At 43.3% G+C, this 20,661-nt stretch carries 21 protein-coding genes; 11 read left to right on the forward strand and 10 right to left on the reverse strand.

Annotated features, from left to right (window positions below; all coding sequences use genetic code 11):
• Positions 1-86 precede the first annotated feature (86 nt).
• The 3 genes from AC3WJC_RS03410 to lon form a co-directional block, all read right to left on the reverse strand.
• Positions 87-611 carry a hypothetical protein gene (locus AC3WJC_RS03410; RefSeq protein ID WP_492397667.1) on the reverse strand — a complete coding sequence of 175 codons (525 nt, stop codon included), beginning with the start codon at positions 609-611 and terminating at the stop codon, positions 87-89.
• A gap of 5 nt (positions 612-616) precedes the next feature.
• Complete coding sequence (locus AC3WJC_RS03415; RefSeq protein WP_492397668.1) at positions 617-1,183, reverse strand: hypothetical protein; 567 nt, start codon at positions 1,181-1,183, stop codon at positions 617-619.
• A gap of 106 nt (positions 1,184-1,289) precedes the next feature.
• Entirely contained in the window at positions 1,290-3,764 is a 2,475-nt protein-coding gene (gene lon, locus AC3WJC_RS03420) for an endopeptidase La (RefSeq protein ID WP_492397669.1), read from the reverse strand.
• A 341-nt stretch (positions 3,765-4,105) separates the two neighbouring features.
• On the opposite strand from lon, the gene AC3WJC_RS03425 reads away from it, so the two are divergent.
• Positions 4,106-4,738, forward strand: coding sequence for a tetratricopeptide repeat protein (locus AC3WJC_RS03425; protein ID WP_492397670.1), 633 nt, complete (start codon positions 4,106-4,108; stop codon positions 4,736-4,738).
• On the opposite strand, the gene AC3WJC_RS03430 is transcribed toward AC3WJC_RS03425, so the two are convergent.
• Positions 4,735-5,271, reverse strand: coding sequence for a hypothetical protein (locus tag AC3WJC_RS03430; protein ID WP_492397671.1), 537 nt, complete (start codon positions 5,269-5,271; stop codon positions 4,735-4,737). The genes AC3WJC_RS03425 and AC3WJC_RS03430 overlap by 4 nt on opposite strands.
• A complete protein-coding gene (gene gpmI / locus AC3WJC_RS03435) occupies positions 5,258-6,781 on the reverse strand; it encodes a 2,3-bisphosphoglycerate-independent phosphoglycerate mutase (RefSeq protein WP_492397672.1) in 1,524 nt (507 codons plus the stop codon). The genes AC3WJC_RS03430 and gpmI overlap by 14 nt, the downstream gene beginning before the upstream one ends.
• Before the next feature lie 97 nt (positions 6,782-6,878).
• Between gpmI and AC3WJC_RS03440 the strand changes: the two genes are divergently transcribed.
• The 6 genes from AC3WJC_RS03440 (at position 6,879) to AC3WJC_RS03465 (ending at position 11,572) form a co-directional block, all read left to right on the forward strand.
• On the forward strand, positions 6,879-7,274 hold the full coding sequence (locus AC3WJC_RS03440) for a DUF4783 domain-containing protein (protein ID WP_492397673.1): 396 nt from the start codon (positions 6,879-6,881) through the stop codon (positions 7,272-7,274).
• Between the two features lie 45 nt (positions 7,275-7,319).
• On the forward strand, positions 7,320-8,162 hold the full coding sequence (gene nadC / locus AC3WJC_RS03445) for a carboxylating nicotinate-nucleotide diphosphorylase (protein WP_492397674.1): 843 nt from the start codon (positions 7,320-7,322) through the stop codon (positions 8,160-8,162).
• Between the two features lie 44 nt (positions 8,163-8,206).
• Positions 8,207-8,854, forward strand: coding sequence for a glycerol-3-phosphate 1-O-acyltransferase PlsY (gene plsY, locus AC3WJC_RS03450; protein ID WP_492397675.1), 648 nt, complete (start codon positions 8,207-8,209; stop codon positions 8,852-8,854).
• 5 nt (positions 8,855-8,859) lie between these two features.
• Positions 8,860-9,669, forward strand: a complete 810-nt coding sequence (locus tag AC3WJC_RS03455; protein ID WP_492397676.1) for a M48 family metallopeptidase — start codon at positions 8,860-8,862, stop codon at positions 9,667-9,669.
• A gap of 44 nt (positions 9,670-9,713) precedes the next feature.
• On the forward strand, positions 9,714-10,454 hold the full coding sequence (locus AC3WJC_RS03460; protein ID WP_492397677.1) for a YqjF family protein: 741 nt from the start codon (positions 9,714-9,716) through the stop codon (positions 10,452-10,454).
• A 137-nt stretch (positions 10,455-10,591) separates the two neighbouring features.
• The gene (locus AC3WJC_RS03465; protein ID WP_492397678.1) at positions 10,592-11,572 is read left to right on the forward strand and encodes a serine hydrolase domain-containing protein; all 981 of its coding nucleotides are present in this window, start codon (positions 10,592-10,594) and stop codon (positions 11,570-11,572) included.
• Here the strand turns inward: AC3WJC_RS03465 and AC3WJC_RS03470 are convergent.
• The 3 genes from AC3WJC_RS03470 to AC3WJC_RS03480 form a co-directional block, all read right to left on the reverse strand.
• Positions 11,555-12,829 (reverse strand): anthranilate synthase component I family protein, encoded by a 1,275-nt coding sequence (locus AC3WJC_RS03470; protein ID WP_492397679.1) that lies wholly within the window; start codon positions 12,827-12,829, stop codon positions 11,555-11,557. The two genes, AC3WJC_RS03465 and AC3WJC_RS03470, sit on opposite strands and share 18 nt — an antisense overlap.
• A gap of 73 nt (positions 12,830-12,902) precedes the next feature.
• Positions 12,903-14,180, reverse strand: a complete 1,278-nt coding sequence (locus AC3WJC_RS03475) for an adenylosuccinate synthase (RefSeq protein WP_492397680.1) — start codon at positions 14,178-14,180, stop codon at positions 12,903-12,905.
• Between the two features lie 36 nt (positions 14,181-14,216).
• Positions 14,217-14,684 (reverse strand): Fur family transcriptional regulator, encoded by a 468-nt coding sequence (locus tag AC3WJC_RS03480; protein ID WP_194101335.1) that lies wholly within the window; start codon positions 14,682-14,684, stop codon positions 14,217-14,219.
• A 170-nt stretch (positions 14,685-14,854) separates the two neighbouring features.
• Here AC3WJC_RS03480 and AC3WJC_RS03485 point away from each other — a divergent pair, with 170 nt between their 5' ends.
• Positions 14,855-16,003: a putative phage abortive infection protein gene (locus AC3WJC_RS03485; RefSeq protein WP_492397681.1), complete on the forward strand. Its 1,149-nt coding sequence runs from the start codon at positions 14,855-14,857 to the stop codon at positions 16,001-16,003.
• Between the two features lie 19 nt (positions 16,004-16,022).
• Here the strand turns inward: AC3WJC_RS03485 and AC3WJC_RS03490 are convergent, their stop codons facing one another.
• On the reverse strand, positions 16,023-18,248 hold the full coding sequence (locus AC3WJC_RS03490) for a RelA/SpoT family protein (protein ID WP_492397682.1): 2,226 nt from the start codon (positions 18,246-18,248) through the stop codon (positions 16,023-16,025).
• 159 nt (positions 18,249-18,407) lie between these two features.
• Here AC3WJC_RS03490 and AC3WJC_RS03495 point away from each other — a divergent pair, with 159 nt between their 5' ends.
• Genes AC3WJC_RS03495 through bshB1 form a run of 3 tightly spaced genes read left to right on the forward strand, consistent with a single transcriptional unit; the run spans position 18,408 to position 20,220 of the window.
• Positions 18,408-18,983, forward strand: a complete 576-nt coding sequence (locus tag AC3WJC_RS03495) for a DUF4294 domain-containing protein (RefSeq protein ID WP_492397683.1) — start codon at positions 18,408-18,410, stop codon at positions 18,981-18,983.
• A 1-nt stretch (position 18,984) separates the two neighbouring features.
• Positions 18,985-19,488, forward strand: a complete 504-nt coding sequence (locus tag AC3WJC_RS03500) for a glutathione peroxidase (protein WP_492397684.1) — start codon at positions 18,985-18,987, stop codon at positions 19,486-19,488.
• A gap of 9 nt (positions 19,489-19,497) precedes the next feature.
• Positions 19,498-20,220 carry a bacillithiol biosynthesis deacetylase BshB1 gene (gene bshB1 / locus AC3WJC_RS03505; RefSeq protein WP_492398984.1) on the forward strand — a complete coding sequence of 241 codons (723 nt, stop codon included), beginning with the start codon at positions 19,498-19,500 and terminating at the stop codon, positions 20,218-20,220.
• Here the strand turns inward: bshB1 and AC3WJC_RS03510 are convergent.
• Positions 20,207-20,647, reverse strand: coding sequence for a hypothetical protein (locus AC3WJC_RS03510; RefSeq protein WP_492397685.1), 441 nt, complete (start codon positions 20,645-20,647; stop codon positions 20,207-20,209). The two genes, bshB1 and AC3WJC_RS03510, sit on opposite strands and share 14 nt — an antisense overlap.
• Positions 20,648-20,661 lie beyond the last annotated feature (14 nt).

A 20,661-nucleotide genomic window follows, 5' to 3' on the forward strand; every position in this document is an offset into this window, starting at 1 on the left:
CAGGGGGAGTGTAAATTTAAAGCCGGATGATGGCATCCGGCTTTAAAGGTATATTTTTTATTAGAGTATAAAAAGGAGATGCCTGGTTATTTAAAAGTATATCCTAAACTTATACCAGCAAATGGCATAAACAAATTATCAGTAAACAGTAAGTTAATGCTCGCACCAAAATTAAGGCCATGATGTAATGGTTGTCTGCGGTAGCCAAATGTAGTGGTTCCGGCTATGGTAGTTCCATCGGCAAAAGGCATGTAACCGCCGCCGTTACCTTCTTTATTGTTATAAGATATGTAAGTAACGCCTGCGCCTATCTCAAAAAACCTGTTTGATTTGCCAAGCAGATAATTAACCTGCATAGGGATGGTAAAGGATGAATAATCATAGTCGGCACTGCCGCCTGCACCTATGCGCCCGCCCCAACCATCGCGTTTTTTTGCAAACCGCGTATCATAATTTCCTGATATGGTAAGGCCGAGTCCTCCTAATTCTACATAAATACTTTGCGCCCTGTTTATTGAAACAGTATCGGCAGCGGGAGATAATTGCTGAGCTTTGCCTGTTGAAAGTGCTGTAGCAAGCATAAACGCTAATGATAATCTTTTAATTATCATATATGTTAAAAAGCGTAGCCAAAGCTTATGTAAGGCCAAAAAGGTAAAAATCGCTCGGAATTAATTACCGGGCTAACACCGCCTCTGAATGAAAAGCCGCCGTCAACCGGCTGGTAACGGTAGCCGAAGTTAAGCGTACCTAAAATGCCGCTGTTGATATCATCCGGGCTACTGCCGTAGTTTGAATTGTCAAAAAATAAGTCGTTTGAGTTTACATTGTAGTAGGTGATGCCCGCGCCTACCTCAAAATATTTTCCGTGTTTACCTGCCAGGTAATTAAGTACCAAAGGCACTGTAAAAAGGTGTTCACCCGCATTAGCGTAATAGCTTATACCTGCGCGGCCTCCCCAGCCATCCTGCTGTTTGCTAAAGCGGATATCGTAATTAACGGAGTAGGCGGCACCAGGGCCAAGCAGTTCAAAGAAGAAGGTTTTAGCTCTTTTATTAGCGTATGCTTTTTCAACGGAATCGGCCGGGGATAATTTCTGGGCATGTACAGTAAGGCTGCTAATACATAGGGCAATCAGCAACAGGAGTGGAAAAGGTTTTATCATGGTTTGCGTAAATGCCATGAAGATATTGATTTTAAATTAATTAAATACCAACCGTCTGTTAAATAAAAAAGCAGGAAAATAGTTCCTGCTTTTATTAGTGTTATATTATGGTAAGCGAGTATAATTAATTAGTCTGATTCGCTTCTTTTTCTTTGATGGTCAGATCAATGGGCTCCTTCACCTTTTCGTTAAGCAGCGCCAGGTTGATAACCTCGCGCATATCCGTAACGTAATGGAAATTCAGGTCTTTAATGTAATTCTCTTTGATCTCCATTATATCCTTTTGGTTTGATTTGCACAGGATGATTTCCTTGATATTGGCGCGTTTGGCAGCTAATATTTTCTCCTTGATACCACCCACAGGCAATACCCGGCCGCGTAGCGTAATCTCGCCCGTCATGGCCAGGTTTTGTTTAACTTTGCGCTGGGTAAAGGCTGATGTAAGCGCGGTCAGCATCGTAATACCTGCTGACGGGCCATCCTTAGGGGTGGCACCCGCCGGTACGTGAACGTGTACATCCCATTGGTCAAACAAACGGCCATCAATATTAAAGTAGGATGCATGGGCACGCAGGTAAGCCAGCGCAATCACTGCCGATTCCTTCATTACATCACCCAGGCTGCCGGTAAGGGTAAGCTTGCCTTTACCGGGGCTCAGGCTGGCTTCAATAAACAATATATCGCCGCCAACGGATGTCCAGGCCAGGCCGGTAACTACGCCGGCAACATCATTGCCTTCATATAGGTCCTTATCAAATATGGGTGCACCCAGTATGGTTTCAATGTCCTTTTTGTTAACGTTGCTGTTGTAAGGCTCCTCAAGCGCGATGCTTTTGGCGATACCACGAACAACCGAGCCTATCTTTTTCTCTAATGACCGTACGCCCGATTCGCGGGTATAATCCTCGATCACCTTTTCCAAAACATCAGGCTTCAGCGTTATATCCTTGGTTTTTAAGCCATGCGCTTCGCGCTGTTTAGGTAGCAGGTGCTGTTTAGCGATCTCTATTTTCTCTTCAATGGTATAGCCGTTCACTTCGATGATTTCCATACGGTCAAGCAATGCCGGTTGTATGGTACTTAGCGAGTTGGCGGTAGCGATGAACATCACGTTAGACAGATCGAAATCCAGCTCCACATAATGGTCATAAAAAGTACTGTTTTGTTCGGGATCAAGCACCTCCAGCAGTGCCGATGATGGATCACCCCTGAAATCGTTACCTACCTTATCTATCTCATCCAAAATAAATACCGGGTTAGCGGCGCCTGCTTTTTTTACCGATTGAATAATGCGGCCCGGCATAGCGCCGATATAGGTTTTGCGGTGGCCGCGGATTTCGGCTTCGTCACGCACGCCGCCAAGCGCCATGCGTACATATTTGCGTCCAAGCGCTTTAGCTATGGATTTACCTAAACTGGTTTTACCCACACCCGGAGGGCCTACCAGGCAAAGGATAGGCGCCTTCATGTTGTGCTTTAACTTGAGCACGGCCAGGTATTCAATTATGCGGCGCTTAACCTTATCTAAGCCAAAGTGATCCTTATCCAGCACTTTTTGAGCGCGTTTAAGGTCAAAGTTATCTTTAGTGAACTCGCTCCAAGGCAAATCAAGCAACAACTCCAGGTAATTCATCTGCACCGAATAATCAGCAGCGGCAGGGTTGGTGCGGGCAAGTTTTTCAAGTTCTTTACTAAAATGGTCGCCTACCTCTTTGGCCCATTTCTTTTTTAATGAGCGTTGGCGCAGGTTCTCTATTTCCAGGTCGGGGCTGCTGCCGCCCAGTTCTTCCTGTATGGTTTTAAGCTGCTGGTTCAAAAAGTAATCGCGCTGCTGCTTGTCCAGGTCAACACGTACTTTGGTTTGTATCTGGTTTTTTAACTCCAGCATCTGCAGGTCGAGCGTTAAATGCTCAAGCACCATATTAGCCCGTTCGCGCAGGCTCGAAACCTCAAGCAGGCGTTGTTTGGCCTCCATATCGGCATTCATGTTTGATGCGATAAAGTTGATGAGGAATGCCGTGCTCTCAATGTTCTTTATGGCTATGCCTGCCTCGCTTGGTATATTGGGCGATAGCTGGATAATGCTCATGGCCATATCCTTTACGGATGATATCATGGCCTTAAATTCCTTATCCTCTTTGCCGGGCAGGTCGCGGTAAGGCTCAATGGTAGCTTTCAGATACGGCTCGCTTTGTACCTCTTCCTTCAGTAAAAAGCGTTTTTTGCCTTGTATAATTACGGTAGTATTACCATCGGGCATTTGTAGTACCTTAATAATAACAGCAACCGTACCCACGTTGTGTAATTGCGCGAATACCGGGTCCTCAATGGATACATCCTGCTGGGCAACAACACCTATCATGCGGTCGCCTTTGTTGGCATCCCGAATTAGTTTGATAGATTTATCGCGGCCAACGGTAATAGGGATAACCACACCCGGAAACAATACAGTGTTTCGCAGGGGCAGTATAGGCAACAGTTCAGGAAGTTCCTCATTGTTCATCTCCGCTTCGTCTTCGGTAGACATCAGCGGGAAAAACTCTGACTCATCATTTATTATCGGTAAAGTATTTTTAAAGTCAAACGGATCGTAACTCATTCAATTAAATTTTTAGCGCCATATTGGCAGCCCGGGGTATAACAGGGCTCCATTAACAGTGCTTTTAAATAGTTGCTTTATATGGTTCAACACCTGTGCCAATAATCGTTTTTGCTACAGCATTATAGCTTCAATATGCTAATGTGCTGTAAATAAGTCGTCAAGATAAAGTTAGGTTATTGAATGCTGAAAAATATTTACCCCCAAAGTGCTGAAAAAAAGTCACCCCGTTGGGGTTATTTATACCGGGTATAAATTTCACAATTAGTGCTAAACCACATAATATTTTGTTGCAAAGTTAGTTAATGTTATACTAATTTTGTTCAACCCGTACGGCTATTGTGAGATTATCGGCTATTATATCATTATTACTGATTTCATCCATTGAAACATCAATGGCCCAAAGCGCTTATGTAAAGCTGGGCCAGCAGGCTTTGATGGATGGGAATTTTAAAGCCGCTGTAAAGCAGTTGGAGAAGGCATGCCTTGTGGATTCAAGCAATGCTAACGCCCTTTGGATGCTGGGTTACTCGTATTATCATAGCGAAAACTACAAAAAATCTATAGTTGCCTATACCAAGGTGATCGCTATAAAACCGGTTGATGCTTCGGCTTATTATTACCGGGCCCGTTCAAAAAGTTTTTTAGGCCGTGATGCCACCTTGCCTGTAACAGAAAAGGAAAAGCACCTGCTCGGGGCGATACAGGATCTCACCAAGGCTATTGCCGTAAGTGCCGATCCGAATGATATGAAGCTGTTTCAAAATCGTGGTATCGCTTACCGCGATTATGGATTATTTAAATTGGAGCATGCCGCCACTGGTGCCGACAGAAACCGTGGTATCAACTCACTCAGGGCTTCTATAGGTGATCTGGAAAAGGTGATAGAAAGCAACCCAAGCCGCAGCGATATATCTGCACTGATCGATCTCTCAAAAGAAAAGCTGGCTACTGCTACCGGCAAACGCAACTAAAACTTACTGTCTATATCGTAACTGTTTTCGCCAAGCAGGCGCACGTTCTGTATTTTAGTGATATGGTATGCCGAGTCCGGGTAGTAATTGAGCTTTTCGGTACTTGAATATAGCAGGTTGCTGGTATGGTTAACAATGAGTATGGAGCGAATGTTATTGCCGTTGTTTGTAATGGTGATTGACCGGGTTTTCAGATCAGGTTGTTTGGCTTTGTAAATGGTAGTATTACCACGTTTAATAACCGCATAACTGCTGCGCCATGCCGGTTTATTAATGTCCGATCCGGCGAATAATCCCAATTCTTCCTTCCAGCTCGCGATGGTTATGTCATGGCTTTCACTGTCCAAGTTATGTTTAACCGTTTTTTTTACGCGGGGATGCATCTGCGTCAGCCGTTTTGTTTCGTTGTTAAAATAACCTTTAACGTCAAAGTACTCAGCGTTATTAACGGCCACATCAGGCTTGCATGCGCTAAAGCCTGATGTGATCGCTACAGAAAATATAACTGTTTTTAAATGTTTATACCAGTACATCGCCCGTCATTTCCGCCGGGATATTAACGCCCAGAATTTTAAGTACGGTTGGGGCAATATCACCAAGCTTACCGTCATTTACGGTTTTAACATCGCTGTCAATAATTATACAAGGCACCAGGTTGGTGGTATGGGCCGTGTTAGGTGATCCATCCTCATTTATCATAAAATCAGCATTACCATGGTCGGCAATAATGATGAATGAATAGCCATGCTGCAAGCCGGTTTCAACAACAGCCTGTGTGCAGGCATCAACGGTTTCGGCAGCTTTAATTACAGCCTCAAATACGCCGGTATGGCCAACCATATCGGTATTGGCAAAGTTGAGGCATACAAAATCAGGCCACCTGTTTTGCAGTTCGGGAATGATGGCATCACGAATTCCTAACGCGCTCATCTCCGGCTGTAGATCATAAGTAGCTACTTTTGGCGATGGAATTAATAAGCGTTTCTCGCCTTCAAACTCTTTTTCGCGGCCGCCTGAAAAGAAAAAGGTAACGTGCGGATATTTTTCTGTTTCGGCAATACGTATCTGCGTTTTACCGGCATCCTGCAATACCTCGCCAATGGTTTTGGTCAGGTCATCCTTGCGGAAGATCACATCAACATCCTTGAATGTATCGTCATACGATGTCATGGTGACGTATTTGATTTTCAGCGGATGCAGGTTGTATTCAGGGAAAGGCTTCTGTGTTAATGCCAGGCTGATCTCGCGGCCACGGTCGGTACGGAAGTTAAAGCAGATCACCACATCACCTTCTTTTATTACAGCGATAGGCGCGCCATCGGCATCAGTTTTTACTACCGGTAAAATAAACTCATCGGTAACTTCCTGCGCGTACGATTCTTTAATGGCATCTGTAATGCTTTGTACCGGCTTGCCGGTGCCGTTCACTAGCAGGTCGTAAGCTTGTTTTACACGTTCCCAGCGGTTGTCGCGGTCCATGGCATAATAACGGCCAATGGCTGATGCCAGTTTAACCGGGGTAGGGGCAATGTATTCTTCAACCTCGGTAACAAAACCCAGGCCCGATTGCGGATCGGTATCGCGGCCATCTAAAAAGGCATGAATGTACACTTTACCCAAACCGTATTGCTGGGTTACATCAACCAAACCTTTTAGGTGGTAAATGTGCGAATGTACCCCCCCGTCAGACACGAGGCCGATAAAGTGTACATCTTTCCCGTTTTGTTTAGCATAATCAAATGCCTCTTTTATTACCGGGTTGCCGGCCAGTTCTTTTTCGTCAACCGCTTTGTTAATTCGGCCAAGTTCCTGGTAAACAACACGCCCGGCACCAAGGTTCATGTGCCCAACTTCGGAGTTGCCCATCTGCCCGGCGGGCAAACCAACAGCCGTGCCCGATGCTTCGAGCCTGGAATTTGGATATTGTTGTAACAGCGCGTCAAAAAATGGCGTATTAGCTGTATATATAGCGTTCGACTGATCCTGGCGGCCATATCCCCAGCCGTCAAGTATCATCAGTACAAGTTTTTTATTAGTTTCCACAGCGCAAATATAAAGGCATCGTGTAAACTTTAATAAATTATAAGTAGTTATATGCTTGTTTAATTGTAATTATTTAGTGTAAATTGTGACGAGGATTATGAGAAAGCTGCAATTTTTGCCGGTATTAGTTATTTGTTACTTGTTACCGGCGTTGGCCCTGGCCGATCCGATAGACAGCATAGCGGAGTTATTTAAACAAGGCAATGCTACCGAACTTACCAAAAAACTGGCACCAACGCTTGATGTTACCTTACTTAAAAAGGAAGAAACTTACTCCAACACGCAGGCAGGTATCATTTTAAGTAAATTCTTCACACAAAATAAACCTAAAAGTGTTAAAGTACTGCATCGGGTAAATACAAGTAATACCTACCGTTTTGGTGTTTTGTTGCTTGTAACCGATAAAGGCACTTTCCGGGTATCATTCACTTTAAACAGTGTTAAAGGTGAACTCCAGATCATTGATTTGCGGATTGAAGCCGAAAAAGCTTAATAATTGTCAATTGTTCTTATTTTTGAGGGCATTAAACAAGCAGATTTGGACAAGGAACTGATCAAAAACTTTATTATCAACTCATTACAGGAAGATGTAGGCGATGGTGACCATACCTCGCTGGCTACAATTCCGGCCGGTACCGCCGGTAAGGCGCGTTTGCTGGTTAAGGATGATGGTATTTTAGCTGGTGTTGAACTGGCACTGGAGATATTTAACATAGTTGACCCTGAACTTAAAGTAACTACCTTTTTAAAGGATGGCGATGCCATTAAAGTAAAAGATGTTGCCCTTGAGGTTGAAGGCAGCGTACACAGCATACTTGTTGCCGAGCGCCTGGTGCTTAACTGCATGCAGCGCATGAGCGGTATTGCCACAATTACCCGCCGTATAGTTGATATGCTTGCCGGAACCAATACTAAAGTGCTTGACACCCGGAAAACTACTCCCGGCTTACGTTATCTCGAAAAATGGGCGGTACGTATTGGCGGCGGTGTAAACCACCGTTTCGGGTTGTATGATATGATATTGATCAAGGATAACCATGTTGATTATTCAGGTGGTATAAAGCCGGCTATTGGAAACGCGCTGAAGTACACCGCTGCACATAAAAAACTGGCTATTGAAATTGAGGTGCGCAACCTTGACGAATTGCAGCAGGTATTGCAAACCGGCGGTGTTGACCGTATATTGCTTGACAATTTTGGGTTTGATGACCTGAAGAAGGCTGTGGCCGTAATCAATGGAAGGTTTATTACTGAGGCATCCGGCGGTATCACTATTGATAACGTGCGTGAATATGCCGCCTGCGGGGTTGATTACATATCAATGGGGGCATTAACCCATTCGGTAAAAAGCCTCGATTTAAGCTTAAAAGCAGTTAATTAAATGATAATAAACTTTACGCTTTACTTTATACACACAAGGGGTATATGATATCCATTTATTCAATTACAGCACTTATACTGGCTTACCTTTGCGGGTCTATACCAACGGCTGTTTGGATAGGTTTATCATTTTATGGTATTGATGTGCGCGAATATGGCAGCGGCAACGCCGGTGCCACCAACACCTTCAGGGTATTGGGCAAGCAGGCGGGCATACCGGTAATGCTTATTGATATACTTAAAGGGTGGACAGCCACTAACCTCGCTTACATTATTGGTGTATCAACCACCGGGCCGCATAACTCGGTAGCGTTTACCAACTACGCGCTGGCCTTGGGCATAGCCGCGGTAATGGGCCACTTGTTCCCGGTATTTGCAGGTTTTAGGGGCGGCAAAGGTGTGGCTACATTATTTGGAATGATATTGGCTATAAACCTGCACGCGGCCCTGCTTTGCGTTGTGGTATTTATTGTTGTGTTGCTTATTACCAAATATGTGTCATTAAGCTCGATAATGGCTGGATTTACTTATCCCATCGGTGTAGCGTTTATATTCCCGGTGTATATAAAATCGGTCATTATTTATGGCATGTGCATTTGTTTGCTCGTACTGGTAACCCATCAAAAAAATATCGAGCGTTTATTAAAAGGCAAGGAGTCGAAAGTTAATTTATTTAAAAAAAAAGTCACTTAAACTCTATGAAACCATTTAAACCACTTGCAATGCTTGCCTTAGTAGCGAGTGTTGTTGTTTATTCTTGCTCAACTGTGCCACTTACCGGCCGCAGGCAGCTTAGCCTGGTAAGCGACGACCAGATCAACCAGGCAGCAGCACAAAGTTACCAGCAACTACTTTCCGATCCGAAAACAAAAGTGATATCAGGCACCAGCGATGCCCAGCGTATAAAAACCATAGGCGGCAGGCTTGCCGTAGCTATTGAAAAATATTTAAAAGATAATGGTTATGCCGATCAGTACAATTTTAAATGGGAGTTTAACCTGATACAAAGCCCGGAGATTAACGCATGGTGTATGCCCGGCGGTAAAGTGGCCGTGTACAGCGGCATATTGCCTGTAACAAAAACTGATGCCGGTTTAGCGGTTGTAATGGGCCATGAGATTGCCCACGCCATAGCACGCCACTCGGCGGAGCAAATGTCAAAACAAATGGCAGCACAGGCAGGTGGCGCCGTAGTGGGCGCGGCAACAGGAGGCCAGTCGCAGGCAACCCAGGCTATAGTTGGGCAGTTATACGGTGTAGGCGGCCAGTTAGCCATGCTTAAATATTCACGTGATAACGAATCAGAAGCCGATAGGCTGGGGTTGATCTTTATGTCGATGGCCGGATATAATCCGAACGAGGCTGTGGCCTTCTGGCAGCGTATGGCTGCATCAAAACAAGCCGGCGGTGCGCCACCTGAGTTTTTAAGCACGCACCCTTCAGATGCTACCCGTATCCGTAATATCCAAAATCGCATACCTGAAGCGATGAAGTATTACAAGAAATAATCTATTTTGCATCCCGCCCCTTATAAGGGCGGGATTTTTTGTTTATGGCTAAAAATAAATTTCTTACCGCAGCCTGGAAAAACCTGGTGATGATCAATTATGAGGTAGATCCGGCAATATTGAAACCCTATTTGCCTGCCGCTACCGAGCTCGACCTATGGCAGGGCAAATGCCTGGTGAGCATGGTTGGCTTCCTGTTTTTAGATACCCGTGTGCTTGGGATAAAGTGGCCGGGGCATGTGAACTTTGAAGAAATTAACCTGCGCTTTTACGTACGGCATTATGATGGTAAAGAATGGAAGCGGGGAACTGTTTTTGTAAGTGAGATAGTACCTAAGGCTATGATACCGCTCATAGCCAATACGCTATACAAGGAGCATTATCGGTGCCTGCCAATGCGGCATCAAATTACTACAGTTAATGCCAACCATAAGTCATATCTATATGAATGGCAACTTAAAGGCCGCTGGAATAAACTCGGTGCAACAGTAAATAATAATTTTACGCCCATGATTCCGGGTAGTGCCGAGGAGTTCATTTTAGAACATTACTGGGGTTACAACCTCCGCAGCGAAACCGATTCAATGGAATACCAGGTTGAGCATGTACCCTGGCGTATAGGCGAGGTTACAGACTTTGTATTTGATGCTGACGTTAAGAAGTTATATGGCGAAGCATTCGAGCCGTTCCTGACGGTTAAGCCTTATTCGGTATTTTTTGCTGAAGGATCAGAAGTTAGCGTTCGGGCAGCCAGGCGGTTGCTGGTAAACAGTGTAAGTGTTTAATTAGGTTGCTGTCTTATAAGTGCAACACAATTTGATTTGAGATGAAAAGGTTACTCATTATCGCAATTTTGATAAGCAACTGTTTGCAGTTAACTGCTCAAAAACAGCCTGCGGATGCTGGTTTGCTGTTGCAAAATATGTCAGCTGCTATATCAGGAAGCGAATATCCGGGAATACATAGCATCTCCGTTTTGGTTAATGATAACCTAATCTATGAGCGATATTTTAATAAATTCAATCCGGATTCATTGCATGATTCACGTTCTTCATTCAAGGCTATAACAGCCTTATTACTGGGCACAGCCATTGATAAGGGATTTATAAAAAGTACCGATCAAAAGGTGTATGATTTTTTTCCTGAATATTCTTCCTTACTAACCAATGATCCGCTAAGGAAACAATTAACCGTACAGCATTTGCTGGATATGCAATCGGGTTTCGATTGCGAGGAGTTTAACGGTACCAAAGATTGTGAAGATGAGATGGCCGGAAGTAATAACTGGGTTAAATTCTCGCTGGAGCGACCGATGAAGGATACACCCGGCAAAATATTCGCTTATACTTCCTGCGATCCGGTCATAATTGGTGGTATCATCGCCAAAGTAACTAATATGTCCATTATGAGCTTTGCCAGGCAATATCTTTTTGATCCGATGGGTATCACTGATTATAAATGGACTATAGACAAAAGTGGTAACGGCATGACCGGTGGCTCATTCTATATAAAACCTGTGGACATGTTAAAGATAGGCCGCCTGGTAAGGGATGAAGGTAAATGGAAAGGCAGGCAAATCGTATCAAAGAAATGGATAAAGGCGTTAAACAAAATTAAAATACCTATCCCTGAATTTTCCTTCGCCAAATCGAGCCGAAGCTCTTTACTGGTTCCGCAGCAAACATTGTATGGTAATTACTGGTACCGCGAGGTTTTAAAAACACCCGATTTACACGAGGAGTTATTATTTGCATCAGGCAACGGTGGCCAATACATTTTTGTTATTAAGCGATTAAACGCCGTAGTTGTATTTACACAGGGAAACTACAGTTCGTGGAAAGCCAAGCAGGCGTTTGAACTGCTGGGCAAATACATAATACCTGCGTTAAGAAACAGCCGATGAATTCAAAACTTCCAAAATAGCCTTCGCCTTTAATAAACATTCCTCATATTCCTGCGCTGCATCTGCATTAAACGTGATAGCACTGCCGGTTTGGAAGGATAGATATTGGTTAGATGAATTATACAGCAGCGTGCGTATCACTACGTTAAAATCAAAATCACCATCCGCGCTAAAATAGCCTATCGCGCCGGAATAGATGCCCCGCTTGCTGCGTTCGTACTGTTCCATCAGTTGCATGGCACTTATCTTGGGTGCGCCCGTCATGCTCCCCATCGGGAAGGTGTTTTTTATGGCCTGTACGTCGCTGATGGCTTCATCCTTTTGGCATACCACCGTCGAGATCATTTGATGCACCTGTTTAAAGCTGTACAATCCGAAAAGTTCTTCCGTTTTAACCGTGCCGGGTTTTGCAGAACGGGTCATGTCATTACGTACCAGGTCGACGATCATCACATTTTCCTGCAACTCTTTAGTTTGCTCTTTTAATGATGCTTTGTTCGCTTCATCTTCTGCAGGGTTGTCGCTGCGTTTAGCGGTGCCCTTGATGGGTTGCGATATTAGCTTATCACCACGCTTAGCTATAAAGCGCTCCGGCGACGCACATATCATATATTTATCATTCAATTTAAAGTAGGACGAGAAAGGGTTAGGGGAGATGTGGTTCAGTTTGCTATATACGCTCAGCGGATCGATCACCGCATCTTCAGCGTGAAACTCCTGGCAAAAGTTGGTTACATAAATATCCCCGCGGGCAATGTGCTGTTTTATTCTATTGGCCGTTTGCAGGTATTCTTCTTTACTAAATCGGGCTTTTACATGGGCTAATACCGGATGATATGTTGGGTGTATTGAGGCCTGCTCAATACTTTTTAATACACCATCAGCATCGTCGCTGATTACCTCTGCCTCATTCCCCTTTATAAAAATAATATGTTTAGGAGCGAAAAAGTACATATCCGGGAAGCCCAGGCCATCAGCATTCGCAGAGGATAGGTTTTCAAGTTCATTTTTCAGATCGTAGCCAAAAAAACCGGTTATCCAACCCTGATGCTTTTGCCTGAAGTGTTCCAGTTGTTCAAAGGCATTGCCAGCATCGGCGGTCAACTCATCTTTTACACCTGCAGCTATCAGCACTTCAAACTTGCCGTATTTATCCGCAAAATGGTTTGAGTTTAAGCAGCAGGCCAATTCAAAACCGTTGGCCCAGGCAAGTGCTTTCTGTTTAAATTCTTCCGGATTGTTGAGTGTGATGATCACTATGCAAAAATAGTAAAAACAAAAGGCCGGATTTAACCGGCCTCTCAAAATATCAGTATTGTTAGTTTTAATCTTAGTGTAAGATCAAGGTCTGTACCCTGTCCGGACCTACAGAAAGATATTTAACCGGAACGCCTAACTCAGCTTCCAGAAAATCAATGTATGAGGCCAGTTTAGCAGGGATCTGGTCAAGCTCGGTAATGCCCGTAATATCCTCGTGCCAGCCATCAATTTCCTTTAAAACAGGTTTTGGCTCAATGGTACAAATATCATACGGCATGTAGTCGATAATTTCGCCGGCGTAATCGTAATGCGTGCAGGCGTATATCTTCTCGAAACCGCTTAATACGTCGGCCTTGGTCATTACTAGTTGGGTAACGCCGTTAAGCATAATGGCGTATTTTAAAGCAGGCAGGTCAATCCAGCCGGTACGGCGCGGCCTGCCGGTAGTAGCACCAAATTCATGGCCTATCTTACGCAGTTCTTCGCCGGTTTCGTCGTTCAGTTCAGTAGGGAAGGGGCCACCACCAACACGGGTACAATAAGCCTTAAAAATGCCTATCACATCACCAATCTCCTTAGGAGCGATGCCTAAACCAGTACAGGCACCGGCGGCGGTAGTGTTTGATGAGGTAACAAATGGGTACGAGCCAAAATCAATATCCAGCATAGCGCCTTGTGCACCTTCGGCCAATACTTTTTTACCTTGTTTAATGTAGTTGTTAACCAAGTGCTCTGAGTCAACCAGTTCAAACTGCTTGATCAGGTCAATGGCCTCAAAAAATGCCTGCTCGCGCTCGCTGAAATCAGCAACCTCGCCGTAAAGCGATTGCAGCATTGATTTGTGTTTTTCAACCAGTTTGTTGTAACGCTCTTTAAAATCGGGCAGGGTAATGTCGCCGATACGCAGGCCGTTACGACCGGTTTTGTCCATATAAGTAGGACCGATACCTTTTAAGGTTGAACCAATTTTACCTTCGCCCATTTTCTTTTCAGACGCGGCATCAAGCAGTTGGTGGGTAGGTAATATCAGGTGTGCTTTTTTAGCGATCACCAGGTTCTTTTTTGCCAGCAGGTCATGCCCGGCATCTTTTAACTTATCAAGTTCTTTTTTAAGGGTAATGGGGTCAATAACCACACCATTGCCAATCAGGTTAAGGGTGTTATCGAAAAAAATGCCTGAAGGGATAGTGTTCAGTACAAATTTCTTACCATCAAATTCAAGCGTATGGCCGGCATTTGGGCCGCCCTGAAAACGTGCTATAAGGTCATAATCGGCGCTTAACACGTCAACTATCTTACCTTTACCTTCGTCGCCCCATTGGAGGCCTAATAAAACATCAACAGCCATTATTTAAATTGCAATATTGTGTGAAAGGCGGCAAAGTTAAACTTTTCTGTCACAAACACCTTCTTTTAATTTAACACAATTTCCATACAGGTTTAGCGAGTGGTGTTTTATCTCAAATTTCAGGATATCGCCCATCATGCTTTGTATCTGCTGTATGCGTGGGTCGCAAAACTCAACCACCTTGCCGCAGTCAATACAGATGATATGGTCATGCTGCTTAAAGCCGTACGATTTCTCAAACTGGGCCATATTTTTACCAAACTGGTGCTTGGTCACCAAATCGCACGATACCAGCAGTTCAAGAGTATTATATACCGTGGCGCGGCTAACGCGGTACTTTTTGTTTTTCATGTGGATGTATAGTGATTCCACATCAAAATGGTCATTGCGCGAGTAGATCTCTTCTAAAATGGCGAAACGCTCAGGTGTTTTGCGCAGGCTTTTATTTTCAAGATAAGCCTCGAATATCTTTTTTACCAGTGCTATAGTTTCCTGTTGGGGCATAATTTAGTAGTGCAGTAAAATAAAAAGTAAAGGTATTAATTATATGTGGGATAAATAAGAGGCAAGAATTAAGATGCAAGAATTATTAGATGGAGTTTGTGATAAATTTAAAAATTGTTATTAAAGTTCGTTAATAATATAATATTTTAGAATTTTTAAGCCACAGCCTTATGTACTCTAAAACACTTATCAATATTATATTATTGTTTTCATTCTCAATTTTTTTAGGTCTCTCTACTGGTTTGTTTTTTATTGATAATAATAGTATCATTAAATCATGGTTTAGTAATCTAGGTAACTATGGATCGGCATTAGCAGGGGTTTTTTCATTTTTAAGTGTTCTGTTTGTGTACCTTACGTTGCAACAGCAATCAAGGGCATTTGTAAAAACTCAGTTTGAAAATAAGTATTTTGAACTAATTAGATATCATCGGGATAATATTTCAGCATTAAAAATGCGTGATCCAAAATCAAAGAGCGAGGTTCACTTTGATGGTTATAAAGTTGCTCGTGAAATTCATAAGCAAGTAGCGGAAATGGTCGATGTAGTGAAAAAAAGCCTTTTGGGTTCAAATGTTGATGATTTGTACCTAAATCAGGAAGTAAAAGCAAAAGATTTGGAATATCTCAATGTATCAGAAAAGAATCTTTTAGATTTAAATTACGTTAATATTGCATATTTATGTGTGTTTTACGGAGCTTCTAAAGACGGTTTAAAGGAACTCAAAAATAAATTATACTCAAAATATAAAAAGAATGTTCTGAGAGAAATCCTTAATCATTTAGAAAAAAAGAGAGCGGAGTGGGAGGACGCGTTTGGTAAGTTTGGTAAATATTACGGCGGACATCAATACAGAATCGGACACATATTTAGGCACCTGTACCAAGCTGTGATGTATGTTGATAAATTTCCGGGATTATCTTACAAGGAAAAATATGATTATATAAAGATACTTCGAGCTCAACTTTCTACGTACGAACAATCATTATTATTCTTCAATAGTTTATCTGATTTAGGTCGTGCTTGGGGATTGAAAACAGATACATCTAATTTACAATTATTTTATTTATTCACACGTACCAAAAGTAGGTTGTTAAGTCAATTGAAGCATCAACAGATGTTAATTACTAAATATAACTTTGTAAAAAACATTCCTAACGAATTTACTATCAATGTGAGCATTAAACAATTTTATCCAGAGTTAGTCTTCGATGGGGAACAAAAATCTGATAGTCGAATTGAGTTAGAAAAAATATATGATAAAAATTTATCAAAATATAAACTTATAATTAGAGTGTTTTTTAAAAAATTAGCATAAAATCATCACTCACCGCTCACTAACTCACCGCTTTCTCAACGGCGGAATCAAAACGGTCAACCGAGGTTACGCCGCGTACCTGTTTTAGCTTTTTAACCAGGTCTTCCAGGTGCTGGGTATCGTTCACATAAACCATTATCGAGCCCTCAAAAATACCGTTATCACTATCAACCGTGATAGAACGCATATTTACCTTAAAATCGTTAGATATTACGGTGGTCAGCTTATTGATCAAACCTACATCATCAATACCACGAATACGCAGGCCGGTTAAAAATGCCAGTTCCTGCTGGTTGGTCCAGCGGGCCTTTACAATGCGGTAGCCATAGTTGGCCATCAGTTTGGCCGCGTTAGGGCAGTTGGTACGATGTATCTTGATGCCCTCGCTCACGGTGATAAACCCAAACACATCATCACCGGGGATAGGATTGCAGCAGTTGGCCAGTTTGTAGTCAATCTTCTGCATATCCTCGCCAATCAGCAGCATATCGCTGTCCTTAGCTTTAATGCTTTTGATCAGGCTTTGAACCTGGTCGGCTTCTATCTTATCCTGCGGTTTGTTCTCAATTATTTTTTCGGATGCCTGATACTCCTTCAGGTCTTTCATATCAATCAGCCCCTTGGCCACATTGTAAAACAAGTCCTGGGTTGATGGCAGCTTAAAGTAATAGCTCAGCTTGTGCAGGTTATCCGAATTGTAAGTGATCTTGAGCGATTTCAGCTTTCGCTCCAGGATCTCCTTGCCATCCTCGGCTATCTTGCGTTTTTCCTCTTTTAAGGCTGATTTTATTTTGGCCTTGGCTTTGGCGGTTACTACAAAGTTAAGCCAGTCTTCCTTAGGTATTTGCTTACTTGAGGTAATGATCTCCACCTGGTCGCCATTTTGCAGCTTGTAGTTAAGCGGCACCAGTTTATGGTTTACCTTGGCACCAATACAGCTTGCACCAACATCGGTATGTATTTCAAAGGCAAAATCGAGCGCGGTAGCGTTAAGCGGCAATTGTATTAACGCGCCTTTCGGGGTAAAGATGAATATCTCGTCCGAAAACAAGTTCATTTTAAAATCGTCAATAAAGTCAAGCGCGTTCGAGTCGGGGTTCTTTAACAGCTCCCTAACTTTTGTTACCCATTGGTCAAGTCCGCTGTCGCTGCTTGATTCCTTGTATTTCCAGTGCGCGGCAAAACCCTTTTCGGCGATCTCATTCATGCGGGTAGTGCGGATCTGTACTTCTACCCATTGGCCGCGCGGACCCATTACTGTGGTGTGTAATGATTCGTAACCGTTAGCCTTGGGTGAGGAGATCCAGTCGCGCAGGCGGTCAGGATTCGGGCGGTACAGGTCGGTAATGATAGAATAGGCCTTCCATGAGTCGGACTTTTCATTTTCGGGCGTACTATCCAGTATAATGCGTATCGCAAACAGATCATAGACTTCCTCAAATGGGATGGCCTTTTTCTTCATCTTATTCCAGATGGAGTGGATGGATTTCGGCCTTCCAAATATATCGGCATGCAAGCCCTGGCTTTCAAGCGTTTTTTTAACGGGATCAATAAAATCACGTATAAACTTCTCCCTCTCCGCCTTTTTTTCATTCAGCTTGCGCTTGATAAGCTGGTAGGTATCACGCTCCATGTATTTCATGGAAAGATCCTCTAACTCTGACTTAATGGCGTATAAACCCAAACGGTGGGCAAGTGGCGCGTACAGGTAAACCGTTTCTGAGGATAGTTTAAGCTGCTTATCGCGCGGCATAAACTCCATGGTACGCATGTTATGCAACCTGTCGGCCAGTTTAATGAGTATCACCCGCACATCATCGGCCAGGGTAAGCAGCATTTTGCGGAAGTTCTCGGCCTGTAGTGAACTGTTGGTATCAAAAACGCCCGATATTTTGGTCAGCCCGTCAATTATCTTGGCTACCTTTTTGCCAAATTCGCGTTCAATATCGTCCAACTGCATGTCGGTATCTTCCACCACATCATGCAGCAGTGCGCATACTATGGATGTGGTGCCCAGGCCTATCTCTTCAGCAGCTATTTGCGCTACCGCGATAGGGTGGTATATATAAGGCTCGCCGGATTTGCGGCGCATATCTTTATGGCTTTCCAAAGCCATATCAAAGGCCTTGCGTATCATGCGCTTATCACCCTTTTGCAGGGTTGATTTGCTGGCACGCAGCAACGCCCGGTAACGTTTAAGTATCTCTTTTTTCTCAGCTTCCAGGTCAATCACCAAATCTTTCATGTATAGCCTTGCAGTGTAATTATTTATAATTATTTTGTAACAAAAATTGTAAATTGCGGGTAATAACCAATTACCTAAAAATTTGCATTAGTTTTGCATATAAGTAAATATATGAAATTTATCGGTTTTATACTGTCATCGTTTTGTTGTTGTTTGCCTATGCTGGCAGCGGCCCAAACGGATAGCGCTAAACCGCAAATGGTGGTTGGCAAAAATGATACCATCAAAACCTACCTTACCGAAAATAACGGCGAGCTGATGCCCTGGATAGTGCTTGCTGACATCAAAATAGTGGATACCCGCATATTTGCCAGCGAAGAGGACAGGCTTAAATACAAACGCTTACGCTACAATGTAATGAAGGTAATGCCTTATGCCCGCTATGCCGGCGAAAGGTACCGCCAGTTACAGCGTGACCTGGCACTTACAGGTGATAAAAAGAAGCAGAAGGAATTGGTAAAGGCTTGCGAAAAGCAGATCAAGGATTTGTTTAACCGCGAGATAAAAAACATGACCATAAGCCAGGGTGAGGTGCTGATAAAACTGATCGATCGTGAAACCGGTAACAGCAGCTACGCCATGCTTAAAGAACTTAAAGGCGGCCTTAATGCGTTCATGATGCAGTCGGTTGCACGTATTTTCGGGCATAATTTAAAACAAGAATACGATCCTGAAGTTGAAAGGGATATTGAAGAGGTTATCCGCACATCCGGGTATGACAGGGCTTATTATTAAAATGACCGAGAACACCATCTACCAATACGATATTCAAAAGCTTAACGGCGAATTTTTAAATCTGTCAGCTTTTAAAAACAAGGTTTTACTTATCGTTAATACCGCGTCGCAGTGTGGCTTTACGCCCCAGCTTAAAGATCTGGCTGCGCTTAAAGAGGATTTTGCGGAACAGGATTTTGAAATACTGGCCTTCCCCTCAAATGATTTTGGTAAGCAGGAGCCGTTAGAGGGTAAAGAACTGGTTGATTTTTGTGAGGTAAACATACCTAACTACATGGTTTTCGATAAGCTGCGGGTACGCGGACCCTACGCGCATCCATTATTTAAATTTTTGGCTGATAAAAAGCAGAACGGTGCTGTAAGCTCCACCCCTAAATGGAACTTTCATAAATACCTGGTTGACCGTACCGGTAAGGTTGTCGACTTTTTTTACCCGTTCACCAGCCCTACATCATCCAAGATCCGTAAAAAAATTACCCGGTTATTAGGTGCCGGAAAAGTTTAGATATATATGTTGAAATTAGATATACTGGTATTATCTGTACACCCGGATGATGCAGAATTAGGTTGTGCCGGTGTTTTGCTAAAGCACATCGCTTTAGGTAAAAAAGCAGGTATTGTTGATTTGACCTTGGGCGAACTGGGTACACGAGGTACCGCCGAAATACGTGCCGCTGAGGCCGCGGCATCAGCCGAAATTTTAGGATTGAGCGTTCGTGAGAACCTGGAGATTCCCGATGGGTTTTTTCAGAATACAAAAGAATATCAGCTAAAGGTTATCGCGGCCATACGCAAATATCAGCCCGAGATCATTATCACTAATGCTTATCATGACCGTCACCCGGATCATGGCAGGGCTAACCAACTGGTTGAAACATCTGTTTTCCTTTCAGGATTACGCCGTATTGAAACTTTTAGTGAGGGAGAATTGCAGGATGTTTGGCGACCGAACCTGCTGCTGCATTTTATACAGGACAGGTATATACAGCCCGATATAGTTATTGATATTACCGAACACTGGAACAAAAAGGTTGAAAGCGTAATGGCTTTTGGCTCGCAGTTCCATAACCCGGATTGGGACCCTAACGAGCCGCAAACTTATATTTCATCGCCTGATTTTATTAAGGTAGTTGAGGCTCGTGCCCTGGAGTTTGGCAAAAACATAGGTGTTAAATATGCCGAGGGTTTTACTTCAACAAAAATATTAGGGGTTGATAACCTGTTTAATCTACGTTAACCTTAACGTAGTCAAAGCGGTTATTATCCCTGCTTTTTTCACGGCGAAGTTTATTTTCGTTAATGAGTTTTAGCAGGATGCCGGATAATTCTGACGTTTTAAAATCCGAATCGTAATTCTCCTTACAATATATAGCGATTGACGATATAGAGCGGGGAACGTTAAAAAAATCAGTGGCCAATAGCTGGTTCAATACACGTGTAGCACCGGGTTTTTTGCGGGTGAGTACGCCGTTAACGGCTTCACCATCCGCCCGGAAGCGTTGTGTGCGTTTGCTGTAATCTCCATCCTCAAACCTGTCTGCGTCAATCAAAACATCAAATAGCTTTTCGGCAATTTTTACCTGTACGGCTTCTGATTTAAAGGTATTCACAACTTCCGATATTTCGGCCAGTTGCTTTTTGAGTTTCTCCATTTGTTTATTCATGACAGGATAGATCT

Source organism: Mucilaginibacter sp. FW306-07-L (assembly GCF_058782065.1).